General features: G+C 61.8%; 19 protein-coding genes. 12 read left to right on the top strand and 7 right to left on the bottom strand.

What is annotated here, in order from left to right:
* Positions 1-4: 4 nt before the first annotated feature.
* Together RBH19_RS00520 and RBH19_RS00515 are read left to right on the top strand one after the other, a co-directional pair.
* Positions 5-907, top strand: coding sequence for a bestrophin family protein (locus RBH19_RS00520; protein WP_306726850.1), 903 nt, complete (start codon positions 5-7; stop codon positions 905-907).
* Positions 908-1,045: 138 nt separating this feature from the next.
* Positions 1,046-1,516, top strand: a complete 471-nt coding sequence (locus RBH19_RS00515; protein ID WP_306726849.1) for a cupin domain-containing protein — start codon at positions 1,046-1,048, stop codon at positions 1,514-1,516.
* Positions 1,517-1,548: 32 nt separating this feature from the next.
* On the opposite strand, the gene RBH19_RS00510 is transcribed toward RBH19_RS00515, so the two are convergent.
* Together RBH19_RS00510 and dapE are read right to left on the bottom strand one after the other, a co-directional pair.
* On the bottom strand, positions 1,549-3,000 hold the full coding sequence (locus RBH19_RS00510) for an MFS transporter (protein WP_306726848.1): 1,452 nt from the start codon (positions 2,998-3,000) through the stop codon (positions 1,549-1,551).
* 195 nt (positions 3,001-3,195) lie between these two features.
* Positions 3,196-4,338 (bottom strand): succinyl-diaminopimelate desuccinylase, encoded by a 1,143-nt coding sequence (gene dapE, locus RBH19_RS00505; RefSeq protein ID WP_445353953.1) that lies wholly within the window; start codon positions 4,336-4,338, stop codon positions 3,196-3,198.
* A gap of 179 nt (positions 4,339-4,517) precedes the next feature.
* Between dapE and RBH19_RS00500 the strand changes: the two genes are divergently transcribed.
* On the top strand, positions 4,518-5,033 hold the full coding sequence (locus tag RBH19_RS00500; RefSeq protein ID WP_306726847.1) for a hypothetical protein: 516 nt from the start codon (positions 4,518-4,520) through the stop codon (positions 5,031-5,033).
* Positions 5,034-5,105: 72 nt separating this feature from the next.
* On the opposite strand, the gene RBH19_RS00495 is transcribed toward RBH19_RS00500, so the two are convergent.
* From RBH19_RS00495 to map, 5 genes are all read right to left on the bottom strand, one after another.
* Positions 5,106-5,453, bottom strand: coding sequence for a Spx/MgsR family RNA polymerase-binding regulatory protein (locus tag RBH19_RS00495; RefSeq protein WP_306726846.1), 348 nt, complete (start codon positions 5,451-5,453; stop codon positions 5,106-5,108).
* On the bottom strand, positions 5,450-6,274 hold the full coding sequence (dapD, locus tag RBH19_RS00490) for a 2,3,4,5-tetrahydropyridine-2,6-dicarboxylate N-succinyltransferase (RefSeq protein WP_306726845.1): 825 nt from the start codon (positions 6,272-6,274) through the stop codon (positions 5,450-5,452). The genes RBH19_RS00495 and dapD overlap by 4 nt, the downstream gene beginning before the upstream one ends.
* Positions 6,275-6,384: 110 nt before the next feature.
* Entirely contained in the window at positions 6,385-7,587 is a 1,203-nt protein-coding gene (gene dapC / locus RBH19_RS00485; protein WP_306726843.1) for a succinyldiaminopimelate transaminase, read from the bottom strand.
* A gap of 30 nt (positions 7,588-7,617) precedes the next feature.
* Positions 7,618-10,302, bottom strand: coding sequence for a [protein-PII] uridylyltransferase (gene glnD, locus RBH19_RS00480; protein WP_306726842.1), 2,685 nt, complete (start codon positions 10,300-10,302; stop codon positions 7,618-7,620).
* Positions 10,292-11,062, bottom strand: coding sequence for a type I methionyl aminopeptidase (gene map / locus RBH19_RS00475; protein ID WP_306726841.1), 771 nt, complete (start codon positions 11,060-11,062; stop codon positions 10,292-10,294). Before map ends, glnD begins: the two co-directional genes overlap by 11 nt.
* Positions 11,063-11,328: 266 nt before the next feature.
* On the opposite strand from map, the gene rpsB reads away from it, so the two are divergent.
* From rpsB to bamA, 9 genes are all read left to right on the top strand, one after another.
* A complete protein-coding gene (gene rpsB, locus RBH19_RS00470) occupies positions 11,329-12,312 on the top strand; it encodes a 30S ribosomal protein S2 (protein ID WP_306726839.1) in 984 nt (327 codons plus the stop codon).
* A 42-nt stretch (positions 12,313-12,354) separates the two neighbouring features.
* A complete protein-coding gene (gene tsf / locus RBH19_RS00465) occupies positions 12,355-13,236 on the top strand; it encodes a translation elongation factor Ts (protein ID WP_306726838.1) in 882 nt (293 codons plus the stop codon).
* Between the two features lie 267 nt (positions 13,237-13,503).
* A complete protein-coding gene (pyrH, locus tag RBH19_RS00460; RefSeq protein ID WP_306726837.1) occupies positions 13,504-14,241 on the top strand; it encodes a UMP kinase in 738 nt (245 codons plus the stop codon).
* On the top strand, positions 14,238-14,795 hold the full coding sequence (gene frr, locus RBH19_RS00455; RefSeq protein ID WP_306726836.1) for a ribosome recycling factor: 558 nt from the start codon (positions 14,238-14,240) through the stop codon (positions 14,793-14,795). Before pyrH ends, frr begins: the two co-directional genes overlap by 4 nt.
* A 94-nt stretch (positions 14,796-14,889) precedes the next feature.
* Positions 14,890-15,648, top strand: a complete 759-nt coding sequence (gene uppS / locus RBH19_RS00450; RefSeq protein WP_306726835.1) for a polyprenyl diphosphate synthase — start codon at positions 14,890-14,892, stop codon at positions 15,646-15,648.
* A complete protein-coding gene (locus tag RBH19_RS00445; RefSeq protein ID WP_306726833.1) occupies positions 15,641-16,426 on the top strand; it encodes a phosphatidate cytidylyltransferase in 786 nt (261 codons plus the stop codon). The genes uppS and RBH19_RS00445 overlap by 8 nt, the downstream gene beginning before the upstream one ends.
* A complete protein-coding gene (locus RBH19_RS00440; protein ID WP_306726832.1) occupies positions 16,423-17,601 on the top strand; it encodes a 1-deoxy-D-xylulose-5-phosphate reductoisomerase in 1,179 nt (392 codons plus the stop codon). The genes RBH19_RS00445 and RBH19_RS00440 overlap by 4 nt, the downstream gene beginning before the upstream one ends.
* On the top strand, positions 17,598-18,962 hold the full coding sequence (gene rseP / locus RBH19_RS00435; protein ID WP_306726831.1) for an RIP metalloprotease RseP: 1,365 nt from the start codon (positions 17,598-17,600) through the stop codon (positions 18,960-18,962). Before RBH19_RS00440 ends, rseP begins: the two co-directional genes overlap by 4 nt.
* An 80-nt stretch (positions 18,963-19,042) precedes the next feature.
* A complete protein-coding gene (gene bamA, locus RBH19_RS00430; protein WP_306726830.1) occupies positions 19,043-21,394 on the top strand; it encodes an outer membrane protein assembly factor BamA in 2,352 nt (783 codons plus the stop codon).
* Positions 21,395-21,497: the final 103 nt, after the last annotated feature.

Raw genomic sequence — 21,497 nt, 5'->3', positions numbered from 1 at the left:
CCAAATGATCGTCACCCGTCGCATTTCCCTGACCAGGCTGCTGGGCTTCACCTGGCCCAAGCTACTGATATTGGCTGTCTTTACCCTGGCCGCCTGCCTGGTCATGGATTACCTGGCCCGGGGGCTGCTTCAGGCCCTGTCTTATGCCGCCGGCTTTCTGGGTACGGCGCTGGCCTTTCTTATCGGTTTTCGCAACAACGCGGCCTACGGTCGCTGGTGGGAAGGTCACCAGATCTGGTCCCGACTCAAATACAACTCGCGCAGTTTCGCCATGCTCGTACAGGGCCTGATCCAGGACGGCGAGGGGGTCGACAGCATCCGCCGGCAACTTGTCCACCGCCAGGCCGCCTTCGCCTGGTGGCTCAACCACTTTCTGCGCAAACGCCAGCCCGGTGCTGAAATGGAGGGCCTGTTGGATCCGGCGGAGCGTCAGGCCGTGGCCGCCAGCCAGCACCCCCCGCTGGCACTGCTCGTCCGCCAGGGCCGGACCCTGCGCGAGCTGGCCGAGTCGGGGCGGCTGGACGCCTACCGTCATGTTCGCTTCACTGAACTCCTGCAGGCTTTCAATGAGGTCCTGGGCAGCAGCGAGCGCCTGAAAAAGACGCCCTTTCCCATGCAGTACACCTGGTTCATGAGCTACACCCTGGTGCTCTTTCTGCTGGTGCTGCCCCTTAGCCTCGCCGGCCACCTGGGCTACTGGTCCGTCCCCTTCGCCCTGCTGATCGGTTATGCCTACATCATGCTGGAGTACGTGGGCCGCTACATCGAAAACCCCTTCGAGAACCAGGTCAACGACGTACCCCTGGATTACATCGCCCGCACCATCGAGATCGACTTGCGCGAAATGCTGGGCGAGACCGATCTTCCGGAACCGATCCAGCCCAGGGGGCTGGGCTACCTCTATTGACCCTTCAGGCCGGGTGACGGCATCACAAATGGAATTCTAGGGTCTACACTGGGTAAAGCCCGGTTCGTGATGGGGGCAGTGGACGGGGCCTGATTCGAGTGAGCGAGATCACGCACCCTCATGGGGAGGAGCTTAGTCATGAGAACACGCCTGTTGATCGCAGCCATTGCGGCCAGCCTGATGTTGCCACTGATGGCGGCGGAAGACCGCTACCGGGGCGACGGCCACATGATGATCACCCCGGACAAGCTGCATTGGGGGCCGGTGGCCTCCATGGGCCAGGGGGCAGAGATTGCCTTCATCGAAGGTGATGTCAGTCAGGAAGAGCCCTTCACCTTCCGCCTTCGCCTGGCGGACGGCTATCGCATCCTGCCTCATGTCCACCCGGCCTACGAGCGCGTCACCGTCCTTTCCGGAACCCTGCACTTCGCCCATGGCGAGGAATTCGACAAGGACGCCACCCGTAAACTTCCCCCGGGCAGCGTGGCCATCATGCCCCCGGGAGACCCCATGTTCGGCTACGCCGAGGGCGAGGTCATCATGCAGCTCCATGGCACCGGCCCCTGGGGCATCGAATACATCAACCCCGAAGATGATCCCAGGAACTGATCCGATTTGTGCGGCTATGGTTTTTCGGGGCGCTATGAGCGGGATTGATGGCCCGGCCCAGTGCGGATGCCCAGGGTGAAGACAAGGGCGATCAGGGTAGAGGCCGCGGCCAGCAGGAAGGTGTCGGAGTAGGGGGCAGCACCCGGCCCGGCCGAGTAAAGCGGATTGAGCGCGACGTTGGCTGTCTCGCTGCGAAAGGACAGGAAGGCGCCCACGGCGGCGGCACCGAGCCCGGCGCCCATGAAGAAAAAGAGCTGGTAGATGCCCGATCCTATGCCGGCAATCTCCCTTGATAGGGCAAAGGAAGCCGCATTGGCATTGGGGGACATGACTCCGGTAAAACCGACACCCATGAGCAGCAGCCCGAAGGCAATGATGCCCGGCGGACTCTGGGCCTGTGTAGAGAGGAAGAGCAGTCCCGCCAGAACCAGCCCCAGGCTGCCCTGCAGAACCGCGCGCGGGCCGATTCGGTCGGAAAGGTGTCCGGCCAGTCTCGACAGCAGGAAGATGGCCAGGGCGCTGGGGGCAAGTACCAGGCCGGTGCCCAGCGGGGTCAGGCCATGCTGCTCGATCATCAGCAAGGGAATCAGGAACAGGCCGCCGCCGAGAAAGGCCGCCTGGGCGAAGACGGCCACACCGCAGGCACAAAGATAGGTCCGGTTGCGAAACAGGGCCGGCGGGGCGAAAGGGGTGGCCGAATAACGGATGTGCGTGGCGAATCCGGCCGCTGTCACCAGACTCAGGAGCAATGGTCCCCAGGTTTGGGGGGCGTTGGGGCCGGTCTGCTGCAGGCCGGTGACGCCCAGGAACAGGGCGGCCGCACTGACCGAGATCAGCAGCCCGCCTGAGAGACCGAAGTGACGCAGCCCACCGGCGCTCCGGTCGGCGGGGTCACTGTCCGGCATCCGCAGCCAGGCGGCGGCGGCCAACATGATCAGCAGAAGCAGGGTGCCGAGAAACAGCCAGGGCCAGCCCCCCACGCTGACTACCAGGCCGCCGACGATGGGGCCGGTGGCGGCACCGACGCCCACGCTGGAGATGACCGCACCAAAGGCCTGGCCGCGCGCGCCCGGCGGGAACAGGCGGGTGACGGAACCCAGGGCCAGGGCGGGAATGGCGGCTGCCCCGGCGGCCTGCAGTACCCGACCGGCAACCAGCCAGGCAAAGCCTGGTGCCAACGCACACAGCAGGGAGCCCGCCGCGAAGACCAGCAAGGCCACCAGAAAGGTCTTGCGCAGGCTGACGAAATCGGAAACCCGCCCGTAGAGGGCCGTCCCCACCGCGAAGACCAGGGCGTAGGCCGTGATCAGCCAGCCAATGGCGCTGGCTGAAACCCCCAGATCCTCCCGGATGCGGGGAATGGCCACATTGATCATGCTGTTGTTGAGCACACTGACAAATACTGCCAGCGCCATGATCGCCAGCAGCACCTGCCCACCGGCCCGTCCCGCGCCAGAGCCCTGTGTCTGCGCCTCACCCGTCATGCCGATTCCACTGGATGCAGGCGGCTGTGATCGGCTCCGGATAAGAGCGGCCACCTGAAAATGGATGTTCCTGCGTCTTCGTGAAGCTTACCAGACCGTCACGCACGCCGGCTGTCCTTTCCTTCTGCACAATCGGATCCGGGCCGGGGCCGCAGGCCCTTGGCGGGGAAGCTCGCCGGTGCCGAGAGGGGTATTTTAGTCCTGTAATGCCTTGAGGATGTCTTCGTAGCAGCGGCTCAGCAGCTCGAGCTCGTCGAGACCGATGCGTTCGTCCACGGCGTGGATGCTGGCGTTGGTGGGGCCGAGTTCCACCAGTTCGGTGCCGGTGGGCGCGATGAAGCGTCCATCGGAGGTGCCGCCGGAGGTGGAAAATTCGGGCTCGATGCCGGCGGTTTCACGTACGGCGTTGCGCACGGCTTCCAGCAGTCTTCCGCCTCGCGTGATGAAGGGGCGCCCGGAATCCCGCCAGAAGAACTCATGGCGGGGGGCATGCCGACCGAAGACCTCTTCCACCACCGCCTGAAGGCCCTCCGGCGTCTGTCGCGGGCTGTAGCGGAAGTTGAACCAGGCCTCCGCGGTGGCCGGAATGACGTTGTTGGCGCCGGTGCCGGCATTGAAGTTCGAGATCTGGAAGCTTGTGGGGGGGAAATCCTCGTCGCCCTCATCCCACTGGCGCTGGCTGAGTTCGGTCAGGGCCGCGGCCAGGCGCGGAATGGGATTGTCGGCATTCTGAGGGTAGGCCACATGGCCCTGGACGCCGGTGACCGTGACCTGGCCGGAAAGAGAGCCGCGCCGGCCGTGGCGGACCACGTCACCCACCCGGTCGCGGCTGGAGGGTTCGCCCACCACGCAATAGTCGATTGTCACGCCCCGCTCGCCGAGCGTTTCCATCACCTTCCTGGTGCCGTCCTGGGCCGGGCCTTCCTCGTCGCTGGTGATGAGAAAGGCCAGACGCAGGCCGGGCTCGGGATGCTCGGCCAGAAAGGTCTCCACGGCGCTGATCATGGCGGCCAGACCACCCTTCATGTCGGCGGCGCCCCGTCCCCAGAGCCAGCCGTCGGCTTCCACCGGGTCGAAAGGAGGGTGGGTCCAGTTCTGTTCGGGGCCGGTGGGGACAACATCCGTGTGCCCGGCAAAGCAGAACAGGGGGCCGCTGTCGCCGCGCACCGCCCAGAGATTGTCCACTTCGCCGAATCGCAGATGCTCGCAGTCAAATCCCAGGGCCGTGAGGTGTTCGGCCATCAGTGCCTGGCAGCCGGCATCGTCCGGCGTGACCGAACGGCGGCGGATCAGGGCCTTGGCGATCTCGTTGGGGCGCATTCCGGGAGTGATGCTCATAGTGCGGTCTCTGCTGAGGGTGAACACAAGGGGCGTATTTAAGCATGACCCGGGCGGAGGTTCGATGCCACGGGCCCGTGGGCAATTGCTCATAAAATACGATTTACATCGTAGACAATATACGAAACATGTCGTAGCCTGAGGGTGAGTATTGCGTCGAAACCCAATGGAGGTGCCTGATGTTGATTCGTTATAGCCAATTTCTGACCTTGGCCGTCCTGTCCGCGATGGTGCTCTGGGGCTGCGCCGGGACCGGAACGGGAAGCAGCAATGAGGAGCTCGAGACCTTTGAGGCCGAGCGTGTCAGCGTCCCGGAGTACCGGGAGTTTCTTGGCGAACTGCGCGAGGCGGTTCGGGAGGGCATTCCACGTGAGTTCAATGAACGGGAAATTCAGCGCTATGGACAGCTGGAGCGCCGTCTCCTTGATCTCCTGGAAGGCGTGGATTCCGTTGACGAGATGAACCGTGACGAGCAGCGCCAGTTGTACAACGCCCAGGAGGCACTGCAGGCCCTGGTCAGCGGCCAACGGGACTACCAGGTCATCTGCCGCCGTCGTCACACGGTGGGTACCAACTTCAAGACCACTGAGTGCTACACCCGTCAGGAGTGGCAGGAAGTGTCTGATCAGAGCCGTCGCTTCATGGAAGACTTCATGCGCTCGCCCATGGAGCCGCCAGCCGGGCCGGGAGGCTGAACGAGGGCTGTGCAGAGACTGACCCGGCCCGCCTCGTGTCGGGCCGGGGTTCAGTCGGGTGCGAAAGTGTGGTCAGAGACCCAGGCGCTTGGCCCAGCTGTCCGCTCTGAAAGCGACTGTGACGTCGCCGTGATGATCCAGCACGGGACGTTTGATGATGGTGGGGTTGGCGACAAAGATCGCCGCACTGCCATCATTGGCGGCAGCCTGTTCCTCGGCCGGGAGCTTTCGCCAGCTTGGCCCGCGGCGGTTGAGCAGGGTGTCGGGGCCGAGGGCCTTCAGCCATCCCTCCACCATGACCGTATCCAGTCCGTCCTTGCGCAGGTCGTGCCAGCGGTAATCGATGTCCTGTTCGTCCAGCCAGCGGCGGGCCTTGCGGCAGGTATCACAGTTGTGGATGCCGTAAAGGGTGATGCTCATTCGGCACTCCGCAACAGTTCGTTGATGCCCACCTTGGCCCGGGTCGCGGCATCCACCCGCTTGACGATGATGGCGGCATACAGGCTGTGGCTGCCATCCTTCGCCGGCAAGGTGCCGGGTACCACCACCGAGCCGGCGGGCACCCGGCCGCGGAGAATCTCGCCGGAATTACGGTCATAGATGCGGGTGCTCTGGCCCAGGTAGACCCCCATGCTGATGACGGACCCTTCCTCCACAATGACCCCTTCCACCACTTCGGAACGAGCACCGATGAAACAGTTGTCCTCGATGATGGTGGGGGTCGCCTGCAGGGGTTCCAGCACGCCGCCGATGCCGACGCCGCCGGAAAGATGTACGTTATTGCCGATCTGCGCGCAGGAGCCCACCGTGGCCCAGGTGTCCACCATGGTGCCGGAACCCACCCAGGCGCCGATGTTGACGTAGGAAGGCATCAGCACGGCGTCCCTGGCCACATGGGCGCCGGCACGAACCGTGGCGGGTGGCACCACGCGCACGCCATCCCGGCGGAAATCCTCCTCACTGTAATCCGCATGTTTCAACGCTACCTTGTCGAAGAAGCGGGTATAGCCGCCTTCCATGACCCGGTTGTCCCGCAGGCGGAAGGACAGCAGCACGGCTTTCTTCAGCCACTCATTGACGACCCATTCACCGTCCTTCTTTTCCGCCACCCGGGCCTTGCCCGAGTCCAGCATTCCCAGGGCTTCGTCCACGGCCTTCACCACGGCCTTGTCGGCCTGGCGGGGACTAATCCCGGCCCGTTTCTCGAAGGCTTGTTCAATAATCGACTTCAGTTCTGCCATTGCTTGGATCCTGTTCTGTTTACGGGTGGTTCGGTGCCGGATTCTGATGCATGGTCGAGCCACGGAGAGCGCAGCGCTTTCCTGACTCGCCCCGGACTGATCCGATCGGCTCAGCCCTTGTGTTTCTCCAGGAATGCCCGGATGCGGTGGGCGGCTTCGGTGCATTCGTCGACGGTGGCAACCAGGGAGATGCGGACATGCCCCTTCCCGGGATTGCCCTGGGCGGTGTCCCGGGAGAGATAGGTGCCGGGCAGGGCGGTGATGTGCTGTTCGGCAAACAGATCGCGAGCGAAGGCTTCATCATCCCCGCCTGGGACCTTGACCCAGAGATAGAACCCGCCTTCGGGGCGAACACAGGGCAGCACCGGTTCCAGGATGGGCAGCACGGCGTCGAACTTGGCGCGGTAGGCGGCACGATTGTCTTCCACGTGAGCATCGTCGTCCCAGGCCGGAATGCTGGCGTGCTGGGCCGGCAGCGGCATGGCACAGCCATGATAGGTGCGATACAGGCGAAAGGGCTTGATGATGTCGGCGTCACCGGCCACGAAGCCCGAGCGCAGGCCGGGGACGTTGGAACGTTTCGACAGGCTGTGCATGACCAGACAGCGTCTGAAATCGTGACGGCCGATGGATTCGCAGACTTCCAGCAGGCCCGGTGGCGGGGTTTTCGTGAGATAGATTTCCGAATAGCATTCGTCGCTGACGATCACGAAATCATGTCGGTCGGCCAGCTCGATGGCCTTCCTGAGATAATCCTCGCCCATCACCCGTCCGGTGGGATTGCCCGGGCTGCACAGGAACAGCAGCTGGCAGCGGTCCCAGTCTTCGGCACCGACTGCGTCCAGGTCCGGCAGATAGTCGTTTTCGGCGGTGGTGTTGAGGTAGATGGGTTCGGCGCCGGCCAGCAGGGCCGCACCCTCGTAGATCTGATAGAAGGGGTTGGGCATCATCACGGCCGCGCCGGGCTTGTCTTCCACGACGGCCTGGGTCAGGGCAAACAGGCCCTCTCGCGTGCCGGTCAGCGGCAGGATGTGGCGTTCGATGTCCAGGCGTTCGGCCGCCAGATTGAAACGTCGGCACAGCCAGCGGGCGATGGCGGCGCGCAGCGCGGGAATGCCCGGTGCCATGGGGTAGGCCGCCAGGCCGTCCAGATGGTCCTTCAGGGCCTGGACCACGAAGGCCGGCGGTTCGTGCTTGGGCTCGCCAATGGACAGGGCAATATGACTGAGATGGTCCGGCGGCGTGATACCTGCCTTGAGACTGGCCAGTCGTTCGAAGGGATAGGGGTGAAGCTTGTCGAGGTCGGGATTCATGCCTGCCCTTTATTGTGGTCAGCTTGCCTGTCAGTTATCGTCATCCAGCCGCCGCAGAAGTGCGTCAGCCAATGCCTGTCGACGCTCTTCGCTGTTCAGCGGACTGTCGTCGGTTTCGGTAATGAAGAAAATGTCTTCCGCCTTCTCGCCCACCGTGGCCACCTTGGCCGTCTGAAGGCGGATCCGGGTTTCCCGCAGGGCGCCGGCAATTCGGGTCAGGAGGCCTGGTCGGTCACCGGTGCTTATCTCGAGTATTGTACGTCCATTGCGTTCATCATCATCGAAGTGGATTCGCGTGGGCGTGGAAAAGGAGCGGTGTTGCCTTGGCATGCGCCGACGAATGGCGCGAGGTTCCCCGCCCAGGCGACCGGCCTCTTCGCGCATGATGCGGAATATCTCGTCGCTGCGCCGCGGGTCGTCGATCTCTTCACCGTCCGCCTCCAGCACCACCCAGGTGTAGAGTGTGCGTTCATCGCGGGTGGATACGATGCGAGCGTCCAGCACCGTCAAACCCAGTTGCTCCAGCGCCGCGGTACTGCGAGCGAAGGCGAGGTCATCCCGGGGGGAGCAGACGAAGACCGCCGTGCCGCCGCGCTCATTCGCCCGTCGCACCTGCACCAGTGGCGTATTGGGGTTGGCATGGGCCATCAGGGCTTCGGTATGCCATTCGATTTCGGACGGCGAATGGCGCAGGAAATAATCGCCGGGCAGCGCCTTCCAGATGTCCCGAACGTGCTCGGCCGCGACCCGGCGTTTGGCCAGGCGTTCCAGGCTCTCCCGCTGGGTCTCGGCAATCATCTCATCCCGGGCTACGGGATTGATCAGGCCGCGGCGCAGGGCACGGCTGGTGTTGTTGTAAAGCTCCTGGAAGAGGCTGCCTTTCCAGGAGTTCCAGAGCTCGGGGTTGGTGGCCCGTACATCGGCCACGGTCAGCACATAGAGATAATCCAGGTGCAGCTGATCGCCGACTTTTTCCGCGAAATCGTGGATGACGCGCGGGTCGCTGATGTCCTTCTTCTGGGCGGTGAGTGAGAGCAGAAGATGCTGGCGCACCAGCCAGGCGACCAGGCGGGAATCGTAATTACTCAGCCCATGTCGGCGGCAGAAGCGCAGGGCATCGTCCGCCCCCAGCTCGGAATGGTCTCCGCCGCGGCCCTTGGCAATGTCGTGAAACAGGCCGGCCAGATAGGCCAGCTCCGGTTTCGGGAGGGCCTGCATGATGCGGCTGCATTCCGGGTATTCATGATCGAATCGCGACAGGGCGAAGCGGCGCAGATTGCTCAGCACGAAGAGGGTGTGCTCGTCCACCGTATAGGTGTGAAAGAGGTCGTACTGCATGCGCCCGACGATATGCCCGAATTCGGGGATGTATCGCCCCAGCACGCCATAGCTGTTCATGCGCCGGAACTCATGGGTCACCCCCTGGGGTTCGCGCAGGATGGCCATGAACAGTGCCTTGTTCTTCGGGTCGCGGCGAAAGCGCTCATTGATCAGTCGCCGGTGCTGCCGAATGAGGCGGATGGTGCCTGCGCTGACCCCCTCGGCTTCGGGTTGCTGCTGCAGGACATGAAAGAGTTCAAGCAGGGCCGAGGGATCGCGACGGAACACGTCCCGATCCACCACGTCCAGGTAGCCGTTCTTGAGCTGAAAATGTTCGTTGATGGGCTCGAGACGGGGCTCGCCCTCCAGCAGGATGGCTTCCTTGAACAGCTGCAGCAGCATCTCGTTCAGGCGATTGAGTTCCATGACCGTGCGGTAATAGCGCTGCATGAATTGTTCGACGGCCAGGCTGTGCTCCTGGTCTTCATAACCGAGCCGCTTGGCCAGCTTGAGCTGGTAGTCGAACAGCAGGCGGTCTTCCTTGCGGCCGGCACTTTCGTGGAGCAGCCAGCGCACGCGCCAGAGGAAGCTTTGCCCCTCCACCAGCTTGCGGTGTTCATCGCGGCTAAGAAAGCCGTAGGAGGCAAGATCGGACAGGGTTCGGGCACCGAAATGGCGCTTGGCTACCCAGCCGATCATCTGAATGTCACGCAGGCCGCCGGGGCTCTCCTTGACGTTGGGTTCGAGCTTGTAGGCGGTATCGTGGAATTTGTGGTGGCGATCCCGCTGTTCTTCCAGTTTGCGCTCGAAAAAGCTGCGGGAAGTCCAGAGTTCGTCGGAGAAAGTCAGCTGTCGCAGGGCCTCGAAGGGCTTCTTCGCCCCCACCAGGCGGCGTGCCTCGATCAGATTGGTCGCGATGGTAATGTCTTGGCGTGCCGTCTCACGACATTCCTCAAGCGTGCGTACGCTGTGGCCCACGTCCGGGCCGATGTCCCACAGCTCGGTCAGGAACTGTTGCAGTGCAGTGCGCCGCTGGGCCGGCAGTGCACCATTGATCAGCACCATGAGATCGATATCGGACCAGGGATGCAGCTCGCCGCGCCCGTATCCTCCCACCGCGATCAGCACCAGCCCCCGGGTGCCGCCCAGGTGGCGGCGCCAGAGGGCGCGCAGGAGGGTGTCCATCATGCGGCTGCGAGCGGCGACCAGATGACTTGCGGACAGGCCGGCGGCCGCCATCTCCCGCAGGCGAGTGCTGGCATGTTTATGAGCGGCGCGCAGATGCTGGGGCAGTGGCTCCCGCTCGCCCAGCAATTCCTCCAGCCAGGCGCGATCGAAGCGGGGCGGTGTGACCCGTCGCCGGCTGGCGGGGGCGGCACTCGGCTCAGATGTCATCTTCTTCCTGGCGGCGGGTCAGCACTTCCACGCCGTCGCTGGTGACCAGCACGGTGTGCTCCCACTGGGCGGACAGGGAATGGTCCTTGGTGACCACTGTCCAGCCGTCCGGCAACAGGCGGGTGTGGCGTTTTCCGGCATTGATCATGGGTTCGATGGTAAAGGTCATGCCTTCCTGCAGTTCCAGGCCGGTATCCGGTTTGCCGTAATGCAGCACCTGCGGGTCTTCATGGAAACCCCGGCCGATGCCGTGGCCGCAGTACTCGCGAACCACAGAGAAACCGTGGCTTTCCGCGTGCTTCTGGATGGCGTGACCGATATCACCCAGGCGGACGCCGGGTTTGACCAGCCGGATACCCACCATCATGGCTTCCCGGGCCACCCGGCTGATGCGGTCACCCTGAATGGAGGGCTTGCCCACGTAGTACATCTTGGAGGTGTCCCCGTGGTAGCCGTCCTTGATGACAGTGACGTCGATATTGATGATGTCGCCGTTCTTGAGCTTCTTCGGCCCCGGAATTCCGTGGCAGACCACGTGGTTGAGGGAGGTGCAGATGGATTTCGGGAAGCCGTGGTAATTCAACGGCGCCGGAATGGCCCCCTGTTCGTTGACGATGAAGTCGTGGCAAATCCGATCCAGCTCTTCGGTCGTCACGCCCGGACGGACATGTTCTTCAATCATTTCATGCACTTGCGCAGCCAGGCGGCCGGCAACGCGCATTTTTTCCTGTTCCTGCGGTGATTTGATGGTGACAGACATTGTTTTCCCGATGCTCTGAGGCGGGCCAGAAGGGCGTCAAACGGGCGCCGGTGGGGCTATAGCCGGCCGCGGGCGCGTTGTGCTGGGCATCCCGCCTATGGTATAAAGCGCGCCCTGATTAAGCAAACCACACATGTGCCGACACATGCGGCGGGGTGCTCCGGGCTTTTCGACCCACTCAATGGCTGCCTGCAGCCGGGCCGGAAACCCGGGGTTGTCGTATGGGGTACATGGAGGCCCAACCCTGAAAAAACGGAGAAATGAGTATGTCTTCCAGCGTTTCCATGCGTGACATGCTGGAGGCGGGTGTCCACTTTGGCCATCAGACCCGCTTCTGGAACCCCAAAATGAAGCCGTTCATCTTCGGTGAACGCAGCAAGATTCATATCATCAACCTCGAAAAGACCCTGCCCCTGTACCAGGACGCCACGAATTATGTGGGCAAGCTGGCAGCGGACGGTGGCCGCATCCTCTTCGTGGGCACCAAGCGTCCCGCTCGCGAGACCATTGAGAAGGAAGCCACCCGCGCCGGCATGCCTTTTGTCAGCCATCGCTGGCTCGGCGGCATGCTGACCAACTTCAATACGGTGCGCAATTCCATCAAGCGCCTGAAGGATCTGAAGGAGCAGGAACAGGACGGCACCTTCAATGTGCTGGGCAAGAAGGAAGTGACCATGCTCCGTCGCGAGATGGACAAGCTGGAGCGTGGCTTCGGCGGCATCAAGGACATGCCCGGTCTGCCCGACGCCCTGTTCATCATCGATGTGGGTTTCGAGAAGATCGCGGTCAAGGAAGCCCAGAAGCTGGGTATTCCGATCATTGCCGTGGTGGACACCAATAATAGCCCTGAAGGGCTGGATTACGTCATTCCGGGTAATGACGATGCCATTCGCGCCATCCAGCTGTACGCCCGCGGTATTGCCGATGCGGTGATCGACGGCAAGGCCTCTGCGCCGGCCATGGCTGCCCCGGAGGGTGATGACGAATTCGTCGAGCTGGATGCCGAAGGCAAGCCCCAGGCAGCTGCGCCGAAGAAAAAAGTGGCGAAGAAAGCGGCCAAGAAGGCCGCCAAGAAAGCTGCAAGCAAGAGCGAGTCCGCCGCCGAGCCCAAGAAGGAAGAGGGCGAAAAGGCCGCTGCCAGCAAGAAGGTGACCAAGAAGGCCGCCAAGAAGAAGGCTGCGAAGAAGACCGCCAAGAAGGCCAGCAAGAAGAAGGCTGCCAAGAAGAAGACCGCCAGCGCCTCCGAATGATCGGCGCGCGGATCGACACATATTGATGGAGAGACAGTAACAATGGGTATTTCTGCATCTCAGGTGAAAGAGCTGCGGGAGCGCACCGGCGCCGGCATGATGGAGTGCAAGAAGGCACTCCAGGAAACCAATGGTGATCTGGAAGCTGCCATCGAGCACATGCGCAAGGCCGGCATGGCCAAGGCCGACAAGAAGGCCGGCCGTGTTGCCGCCGAGGGCCGTATCGTGATTCGCAAGAACGATGGCGGCAGCAAGGCCGTTATCGTGGAAGTGAACTGCGAAACCGACTTCGTGGCCGGCGGTGACGACTTCATCAGCTTCTCCGACCAGGTGGCGGATGCCATTCTCGCCGGAGCACCGGCCGACATGGCGGCTGTGGAAGGTCTCAAACTGGCCGGCGGTGAAACCGTTGACGAAGCGCGACGTGCGCTGATCGCCAAGATCGGCGAGAACATCACGGTGCGTCGTTTCGAGGTGGTGGATGCCGGTGACGGCATCGTCGCCGATTATCTGCACGGCCTGAAGATCGGCGTGGCGGTTGCCCTCAAGGGTGGTGACGAGGCGCTGGGTCGTGATCTGGCCATGCACGTGGCTGCGAGCAACCCCATGTGCGTGTCCCGTGATAACGTTCCCGCCGAAACCATCGAGCACGAGAAGGAAATCCTGACCGCTCAGGCCAGAGACAGTGGCAAGCCGGAAGAGATCATCGAAAAGATGATCGGCGGCCGTCTGAACAAGTGGCTGGCGGAGGTGACCCTGCTGGGACAGCCCTTCGTGAAGGATCCGGACACCAAGGTGGAGAAGCTGCTCAAGGACGCCGGTGCCGAGGTGAAGGGCTTTGTGCGCTTTGAAGTTGGCGAGGGCATTGAGAAGCAGGAAGACAACTTCGCTGAAGAGGTCATGGCCCAGGTCAAGGGATCCTGAGTCATCGCAGGAATCGCGCTCCTGCCAGCGGCAGGGGCGCTGTTCTGACCTGATTGCCGAAGTGTGCCTTTGGCCGTTCCGCCCGGCGGGACAGTGGAACCTCTGATCTTTTCTCCTGATGGCCTGGGCCGTCGGCGGGATGGATCAGGGGTTCATTAGTAAAGGAACCTTTGACTCCCTGACCGGCGCCCCGGTGCCCGGGTGTGAGCCAGAGGTGCCGACGTGGCCGTGCCCTTGCGGACGGCAGCATTGACTGGGGAGATGTTCATGTCACAACCGGAAATCCATTATCGTCGCATCCTGCTGAAACTCAGTGGCGAGGCCCTGATGGGGGACGGGGATTATGGTATCTCCCCGGAAGTGATTGGTCGCCTCGCCAAGGAAATCCGGGATGTGTCGAGGGCCGGCGTGGAAGTGGGGCTGGTCATCGGCGGCGGAAACATCTTCCGCGGCGCGGGCCTGGCCGATGCCGGCATGGATCGGGTGACCGGTGACCACATGGGCATGCTGGCGACGGTGATGAATGCCCTGGCCATGCAGGACGCCCTGGAACGGCTGGGTGTTTTCGCCCGGGTCATGTCCGCCATCCGTATTAATGAGGTGTGCGAGGACTACATCCGGCGCCGCGCCGTGCGCCATCTCGAAAAGGGGCGGGTGGTGATCTTCGCGGCTGGTACCGGTAACCCCTTTTTCACGACGGACTCCGCAGCCAGCCTGCGGGCCATCGAGGTCGGCGCCGAAGTACTGCTCAAGGCCACCAAGGTGGATGGCGTCTATACTGCCGATCCCCTGAAAGACCCCAAGGCGACCCGATACGAACACCTCAGCTATGATCGGGTGCTCAATGACAAGCTCAATGTGATGGATGCCACGGCCATCGTGATGTGTCGTGACAACAATCTGCCCCTGCGGGTGTTCGATGTGTTCGAGCCCGGCAATCTCATGAAAATTCTGCGTGGCGGTACTGAAATCGGCACGCTCGTGGACAATGGAGACTCGGCATGATTGAAGATCTCAAGAAGGACGCCGCTGAGCGGATGAAGAAGAGCGTGGCAAATCTGCGGGATGAGCTGGCCCGCATCCGTACCGGCCGCGCCAATACCAGCCTGCTCGAACCCGTGAAGGTCGAGTATTACGGGGCCGTCACCCCCATCAATCAGGTGGCCAATGTAGCCGTCGAGGACAGTCGGACTCTTGCCGTGACCCCCTGGGAAAAGGACATGGTGCCCAAGGTGGAAAAGGCCATCATGAGTGCCAACCTGGGGCTTTCGCCGGTGACGGCTGGCAATGTGATCCGTGTGCCACTGCCGCCGCTGACGGAAGAGCGACGCAAGGACATGATCAAGCTCTGCCGCAGCGAGGCCGAGAACGCCCGCGTGGCCGTGCGCAACATTCGTCGTGATGTGCTGAGTGATGTCAAGGACCTCCTGAAGGAAAAGGAGATCACCGAAGACGATGATCGCAAGGCACAGGAAGACGTGCAGAAGATCACCGACAAGCATGTGGCGCAGATCGACGAGATTCTGGCCGACAAGGAAAAGGAACTCCTCGAGGTCTGAGTTGTTTGGTGATCCGGAGCGGCGGCCGTGGAATGCCGTGCGTGCCGGATTGGCGGACGACCACTCGCGGATTCCCCTGGGCCCGGATTGATCCATGTCGGATGGTGAGCAGGACAAGTTGACGACCTCGCTCCTGCCACGCCACGTTGCCATCATCATGGATGGCAATGGGCGTTGGGCACGGGAGCGGGGCAAGCCCCGTCATGCCGGCCACCAGGCCGGTGCCCGGGCTGCTCAGGTGGTGGTGGAAGCGGCCGGCCGTGAAGGAATCGAGGTGTTGACTCTGTTTGCCTTCAGTAGCGAGAACTGGTCGCGACCGAAGGGTGAAGTCTCCCGTCTGATGGATCTGTTCCGCCGGGCCATCAAGCAATCGGTGCCCCGTCTGCATGAGAACGGTGTCCGCCTCCGATTTCTGGGGGATCGTTCCCGATTCCCCGGCGACCTTCAGCAACGCATGCTGGACGCCGAAGCACTGACCCGTGAGAATCACCGCCTGAATCTGAACATTGCCGCCGGCTACGGTGGGCGCTGGGATATCCTCCAGGCAACCCGACGGATTGCCACTGCCGTTGCCTCCGGTGAGCTGGACATCGATTCGGTGGATGAGGCGCGTTTCAGCGCCTGCCTTTCGTTGGCTGAACTGCCGGAACCGGATCTGTTCATACGAACCGGCGGAGAGCGGCGTATCAGTAATTTCTTCCTCTGGGATCTTGCCTATACGGAGTTGCATTTCACCGATCGGCTTTGGCCGGACTTCGGTGAGGATTGCTTCCGACAGGCGCTGAGTGATTTTGCGGAGCGTGAACGGCGCTTCGGCGGTGTCGGGAAAGACGGAGAAACACGGAATGCTTAAGCAGCGGATAATCACCGCCCTGATTCTGGCGCCCCTGGCCATTGCTGCCATCTTTCTTCTGAGTCCGCTGGCATTCGGTCTTTTGCTTGCGTCGGTGATGGCGGTGGCGGCCTGGGAATGGGCGGGGTTGTCCGGCGTGAATCGGGCGCCATTGCGCGCCGTTTTCGCATTCGCCGTGTTCATCAGCTGTCTGCCCGTGGCATTCCTCAGCCCCGGCTGGGAATGGCTGCTCGCGGTCTTGCCGCTCTGGATCCTGGCCTTTTTCTGGTTGAGTCGGGCCCATCTTCAGCCCCCGGGCGCCGTGCGTCTGATCTTCGGTTGGGGCATCCTGCTGGCCACCTGCACCGCCATTACGCTGCTCCAGCAGTCCGGACCATGGTATGTGATCCTGGCGCTGGCGCTGGTGGCCGGTGCCGATGTGGGCGCCTATTTCGCCGGCAAGGCATTCGGGCGGCATCGTCTTGCACCCAGCATCAGTCCCGGCAAGACCTGGGAAGGGGTGGCGGGTGGGGCCTGCCTCGCCATCCTGGTCGCCGTTGCCGGCGCCTGGTTTCTGGATGCCCGCTCCATGTGGGCATTCAGCCTGGCTGGCGTCATCGCCGCCGTGCTCTCTGTCGGCGGGGATCTGGTGGAGTCCATTCTCAAGCGCCAGGCCGGGGTGAAGGACAGTGGACGCATTCTCCCCGGGCATGGTGGGCTGCTTGACCGCATGGACAGCCTGCTGGTGGCCGCCCCGATTCTGGCGATCGGTCTGGGGCTGGCCGGGGAGCTGGCATGAAGTCGGTGACGGTACTCGGATCCACCGGCTCGGTCGGGCAGAGTACTCTGGATGTGCTCTCTCGGCACCCCGATCGTTTTCGTGTCCACGCCCTGACTGCCTGCCGGGATGAACAGGGCATGCTGTCTCAATGCCGTCGCCACCGGCCCGCCGTTGTCGTGATGGTAGATACTGAAGCGGCGGCCCGTCTGCGTGAGGCCTTGCGTTCCGAAGGTCTGGAAGTGCCGGTTCTGGAGGGTGGTGACGCCCTGCAGGCCGTGGCCGAGGCCCCGGAGACGGATGTGGTCATGGCCGCCATTGTGGGGGCGGCAGGCCTGCTGCCCACTCTGGCAGCGGTTCGCGCCGGCAAGCGGGTCCTTGTGGCCAACAAGGAGCCGCTGGTCATGTGTGGTGATCTGTTCATGGCGGCGGTTCGCGAGCATGGTGCCGAGCTGCTGCCGATCGACAGCGAGCACAATGCCATCTTTCAGTGTCTGCCCGGGGGGTACCGAACCGGTGACACCGCCCGGGGCGTGCGGTCGGTCATGCTCACCGCCTCCGGAGGTCCTTTCCGCACCTGGGATGTGAATGCCATTGCCGGGGCAACCCCGGAACAGGCCTGCAAGCACCCTAACTGGAGTATGGGCCGGAAGATCTCCGTGGATTCCGCCAGTATGATGAACAAGGGCCTGGAGCTGATTGAGGCCTGTCACCTCTTTTCTCTGGAACCCGAGCGCGTCCGCGTGGTCATTCACCCGGAGAGCATTGTTCATTCCATGGTGGAGTACGAGGATGGTTCGGTGATCGCCCAGCTTGGACAGCCGGACATGCGTACCCCCATCGCCAGTGGCCTGGCCTGGCCGGAGCGCATCGAGGCGGGTGTGGAGAGCGTGGATCTGGTCAGCCAGGGCGCGCTCCATTTCCAGGATCCGGATCCGGAGCGTTTCCCGGCGCTGCGCCTGGCCCGTCAGGCGGCTGAAGACGGCGGCGGCATGCCAATTGTCCTGAACGCGGCCAATGAGATCGCGGTGGCGGATTTTCTCGCCGGGCGCTGTCGATTCGGACAGATTGTGGAACGGGTCGCGGCGGCTCTTGAGGCATTTGCCGGAGCCGGATGCGAGGGGCTTGAAGCCGTGCTGGCCCTGGATGCGGACGTTCGGCGCTGGATGCAGGATCCGGAGGGGTTGGCCCGGTGAACATCATTATTGCCATCCTCGGCTTCATTCTGGCGATCGGCGTCCTGGTGACCGTCCATGAGTACGGTCATTATCTGGCCGCACGCCTGTGCGGGGTTCGGGTTCTGCGATTCTCCATCGGTTTTGGCAAACCCTTGTATTCCCGTCGTTACGGTGATGACCGCACCGAGTTCAGTGTGGGCAGCCTGCCGCTGGGCGGTTATGTCAAGATGCTGGACGAGCGGGAATTCGAGGTGCCGGAGGAAGAGCGCCATCGCTGTTTCAACCGCCAATCCGTGCCCCGTCGTGCGCTCATTGTGACCGCGGGTCCGGCCTTCAATTTCCTGTTTGCCATTCTGGCTTACTGGGCCATTTTCGTGGCCGGAATTCCCGGCATCAAGCCGATTATCGGTGAGGTCAGCAGTAGCTCGCCAGCGGCGCAGGCGGGCCTCAGCGCCGAGGATCAGATCCTGTCCGTGAATGGTCGTCAGACACCCACCTGGCGCACCGCGAACATCGAGCTTCTGGACGGGATGTTGCGTGACGGATCGATTGAATTGCGTTATTTGAGGGATGGGCGGGAATATCAGACAAGCCTTGCGGTGGATTCTGCCGAACGTCGAGCCCTGACCGAGCCGGGGCGTTTGCTCCCGGGTCTGGGGTTGCAGCCCTGGTTTGAGGCCTTGCCCGCGGTGATCGGTGAGCTGAGTGAGGAGGGAGCCGCCCGTGCAGCTGGACTGCAGGCCGGGGACCGTGTCCTGGCCGTCGACGGGGAGGCGGTTGAAAACTGGCGTGCCTTTCGCGAGGCTGTCTCGGCTCGTCCGGAACAGGAGGTGCGCCTGACCGTGGACCGCTCCGGCCAGGGGCGCGAGTTGCTCGTTCGCCCGCAGGCGGTGGAAACGGCCGACGGTCGTCAGGGTCGAATCGGTGCCGGTCCCCGTGTGCCCCCGGATCTGCTGGAAAGGATGCGCAGTGAGGAACGCCATGGCCCGATTTCGGCGCTTGGCATGGGCGTGGTCAATACCTGGGAAATGTCGGCGCTTACCCTGCGCATGCTGTGGCGAATGGTGATGGGCGAGGTTTCCGTTAAAAATCTCAGCGGCCCGATCAATATCGCGCACTATGCGGGTATCACCGTAAGCTCAGGGCTGGTATCTTTCCTGGGTTTTCTTGCCATCGTCAGCATCAGCCTGGGTATCGTGAACCTTTTGCCCATTCCTGTCCTTGACGGTGGTCACCTGGTTTATCTGGGAATTGAATCCGTCACCGGGAAACCGGTCTCGGACAATGTGCTGGCAATTGGCCAGACGATCGGCCTGGTGATGATCGCGGCGTTGATATCCTTCGCCCTTTACAACGATCTTATGCGCCTTTTCGGCTGAATCCCCGGTCGGAAGCTGCTGCGGGCGAGAGGCCCGCCGGGGGCGCATTTTGTGGTCAACAATGGTGATGAGGTCCTATTTTGAGAGCCGGTAAATCTCTGCTCCTGTCGCTGCTACTGCTCTGCTTTTCGGTTCCGTTGTCGGCCCAGGAAGGCAGTGCCGATTTCGTGGTGGAAGATTTCAGGCTGGAAGGTCTTCAGCGTATCGCCGAAGAGACCGTTCTCAGCTACCTGCCCATTTCCGTGGGTGATCGCGTGGATCAACAGCGCATCCGCGCGGGGGTGCGCGAGCTGTATCAGACCGGGTTTTTCGACAATATCGCAATGGAGCGGGATGGCGGCGTCCTCGTTGTACGCGTCGAGGAGCGTCCGACTATTGCTCGCATCACGCTTGAAGGGAACAGGCAAATTGAATCGGATATGCTCAGGCAGTCCATGCGCGAACAGGGAATTGCTGAAGGCAGGGTTCTGAATGAGCAAGTCGTGTCACTGCTCGAGCAGGAGTTGTATCGCACCTATTATGCTCAGGGCCGCTATGGCGTCGATATCATTCCAAGCATCCGCGAAGTGGGGAATAATCAGGTCGACCTGACTATCGAGATCAAGGAAGGACGTGTCGCGAAGATTCGTCAGATCAATGTCGTGGGCAACCAGGCCTTTGATGATGACCAGCTCCGAAAGCAGTTGGAGCTTCGGCGGGCAGGTTGGCGGACGATTTTTTCCTCCCGTGACCAATACTCACGCGAGAAGTTGGGCGGTGACCTTGAAACGCTCCGCTCCTATTACATGGATCGCGGTTATGCTGATTTCGGGATCCAGTCAGTTCAGGTTGCCATTGGCCCGGATCGACGAGATGTGTTCCTGACCGTCAACGTGGATGAGGGCGATGTCTACACCGTGCGTGACGTGAATATGGTTGGGGAGTTTCCGGTTCCAGAGGAACAGTTGAGCCCCTTTATCCAGACGCAGCCCGGTGACACATTCTCCCTGGCTCGCGCCAACCGAAGCGCGGAGCATATCAAACAGCGTCTGGGCGCTTCGGGCTATGCTCACGCGGAAGTTACCCCGGTTCCGGATCTTCACCGCGATGACAAGGAAGTGTCGTTGATTTTCTATGTCGAGCCCGGCGAGCGGATCTATGTTCGTGAAATCCGGTTTTCCGGGAGTGAAAGTACGGAGGATCAGGTTTATCGGCGAGAGATGCGTCAATTCGAAAAGGCGCCCCTGTCCAATGTAAGCGTGAACCGTTCCCGTCTGCGCATGCAGCGCCTGCCGTTCGTGGAGTTCGTCGATATCCAGGAAGTGCCGGTTCCGGGATCTTCAGACGAGGTTGATCTCGAAGTAAATGTTCGAGAAAGAAACTTTGGTCAGTTCCAGGTGGGAGTCGGTTACGGTGGGTTTACAGGCCTGTCCCTGAATGCCTCCGTGCAGAATAATAACCTGTTTGGCCTTGGTCATCGGGCGGATATCGACATCCAGTCCAATGCCCTTGGTGATTTTTACAGCGTAAGTCACACGGATCCCTATGCAGGCAGCCACGGGGTTTCACGTACTGTCGGTGGCTTCTATAGCAAACAGGATATTTTCGCTCGCGGGCAGTCTCCGGTTTCCACTACAAGCACCGGCATGAACCTTCGGTACGGTATCCCGGTGTCGGAATTTGACAGCATTCGTTATGGCGCCAGTGTCCGCCGGAGCGAGTTTTTGCTCCAGCAGGGTACCTCGCAGGAGTTTCGGGAGTTTATCGAGAATCATGGCGAATCCTTCGAACGCGGTGGCTTCACCGGATCGAGGATGGATTCCGCAGAGATTAATCTGAGTTGGGTCCGAGATACTCGTAACCGCGCGTTCATGGCTGATCGTGGGCAGCGTCGCGTCATTGGCCTGGATGTGGCGGTTCCAAATCTGGATCTCGAGTACTATCAGGCGCGAATCAACCAGGAAAGCTATCTTAGATTGAGTGATGAGTGGACCCTGCGTCTGGATGGCGAGCTTGTTTATTCGGATGTGTACGGGGATAACACTCTGGAGCTCCCACCTTTCAAGCAGGTATTTGCCGGTGGCCCGACATCGGTGCGCGGTTATCAGGCTGCACGCCTGGGTCCCACGGATGAATTTGGTCGGCCATACGGCGGGACGACGAAGTTCAACATGCAGAACGAATTGTTGCTGCCGAATCTCTTTGCCGATGATGAAACACAGCAGCCGGCGCAATATCGTTTTTTCCTGTTCTTCGATGCTGGTTATGTCTGGGAAGATATCGATGATGTCGATGCCAGTGATTTGCGTTACTCGACGGGCATCGGTGCGACCTGGATTACACCCATGGGTATTTTGCGATTCAGCTATGCGCGACCCATAAATGTCAGGGATGAGGATCGTGAGCGGAATATTATCGATCGGTTCCAAATTGATCTGGGTGGCAGTTTCTGACCGTGATCGCCCGAATGAGGCTGCTATGAGGGGCGTGAATATAGGGCCGGCAGGCGTTACAATGCCGGAATTTGGTATCTTGAGAGTGTATTTTGTGGCTGGA

Source organism: Natronospira bacteriovora, from assembly GCF_030848495.1.
GTDB lineage: Bacteria > Pseudomonadota > Gammaproteobacteria > Natronospirales > Natronospiraceae > Natronospira > Natronospira bacteriovora.
Note: the sequence above shows the minus strand (reverse complement) of the source record. Positions and strands in the feature narration are given on the sequence as shown.